Origin of the sequence: Paraburkholderia sp. SIMBA_027 (assembly GCF_046535315.1) — a bacterium.
GTDB lineage: Bacteria > Pseudomonadota > Gammaproteobacteria > Burkholderiales > Burkholderiaceae > Paraburkholderia > Paraburkholderia tropica.
Genome location: NZ_JAWRWY010001803.1, coordinates 1 through 206, shown reverse-complemented (window position 1 = coordinate 206; position 206 = coordinate 1). Strand labels below are relative to the sequence as shown.

General features: G+C 66.5%; 1 protein-coding gene. It reads left to right on the top strand.

What is annotated here, in order from left to right; all coding sequences use genetic code 11:
- Window positions 1-206 (top strand): aldehyde dehydrogenase family protein (locus SB764_RS45385; protein WP_410867490.1); only part of this gene is annotated, 206 nt, incomplete at both ends.

Below are 206 nucleotides of genomic sequence, written 5' to 3'. Positions count from 1 at the left end.
GCGCAAATGCCCGAAGCGCGCCGCGACGAAGTGAACCGCGCCGTGAACGCGGCGAGCCGCGCGCTCAACGACGCTGCATGGGCGGGACTCACGGCATCGGCGCGCGGCAAGCTGCTGCATAAACTCGCGGCGCTCGTCGAACAGGCCGCGCCGCGACTCGCTGAAATTGAAACCAACGATACCGGCAAGATCATTCGCGAGACGTC